We start from the raw sequence: 1,037 nt of genomic DNA, 5'->3' as shown, positions 1-1,037 counted from the left end.
GGCTAGGAAATGTGCGCGAATTACGTAACGTCGCAATGCGCTTCGCGCTGGATGATACGGTTTCTGTGATGGAAATTCTTTCTAGCCGCCCGTCGTCAACCACGGAAGAGACTCAAGCGGGTGTGCCACTGATGATTCAGCTGCACAACTTTGAGCGCAAAGTGTTGCATGATTCATTAGTGAGGCACCAAGGACGGATTAATGAAGTGATGCAAGAGCTCGATTTACCACGTCGCACCTTAAATCAGAAAATGCAAAAATTTGGTCTGAATCGCTCCGATTACACCGATTCGTGAATGGAGTAATAGGAGCGATGTCGTTTTACCTTTCCGTTATGCGCTTTTAGTCGGTGTTTGGATGAACTTACCACCCACCTCGCTTTCATCTTGGAATGTCGTGACTTGATTTCGCCCGGTATGCTTCGAACAATACAGTGCTTCGTCGGCTCGGGTGAGTGCATCTTGTAAGCTGTCGTTGGGCATTAGCTCGCTGATGCCGAAGCTCATCGTGACTTGGTTTTTAAAAGCAAGCAGCGACGTTTCACGTTCAATGCTGCGACGTACTAACTCGGCATAGGCTTTCGCGTTTTCGGCATTGGCAAGCAACACAATCATAAACTCGTCACCACCAAAGCGAACGGTACATGCTGACTCTGGTAACGTTTGTTTAAAAATCGTGGCGATGGTTGCCATGACTGAGTCGCCAGTGGTGTGTCCGTATTGGTCATTAATGGTTTTAAAATCGTCCACGTCAGTCATAACGATGCTGATAGGCGTATTTTTCTCGCGTGCTTGATTCACAAGGTTAGGCACAATGACTTCCATTGCACGTCGATTGTATAACCCAGTTAATGCATCCAAATGAGAAAGATCGTTGATGGATTTCACCAATCTTGCGTTGATCAACCACAACATACTAAAGCTCAAAGCAACAATGAGGCAGATACTAAATAGAAACGTCAGCTGGTGGATGATACCTGCATTCATAAAACTGTTGACTTCTGGTGCCCAAATGCTCCAAACGGTTCTGCCCGCCAT

2 protein-coding genes are annotated in these 1,037 nt (G+C 46.5%); one reads left to right on the top strand and one right to left on the bottom strand.

The window, feature by feature from the left end; translation table 11 throughout:
• On the top strand, positions 1–296 hold a 296-nt coding region (locus R7093_RS24175), incomplete at its 5' end, for a helix-turn-helix domain-containing protein (RefSeq protein WP_318146880.1).
• A gap of 36 nt (positions 297–332) precedes the next feature.
• Here R7093_RS24175 and R7093_RS24170 read toward each other — a convergent pair.
• A partial coding sequence (locus tag R7093_RS24170; protein WP_318146879.1) for a GGDEF domain-containing protein occupies positions 333–1,037 on the bottom strand: 705 nt, incomplete at its 5' end.

It is taken from the genome of Vibrio sp. 1580 (genome assembly GCF_033340055.1).
Note: the sequence above shows the minus strand (reverse complement) of the source record. Positions and strands in the feature narration are given on the sequence as shown.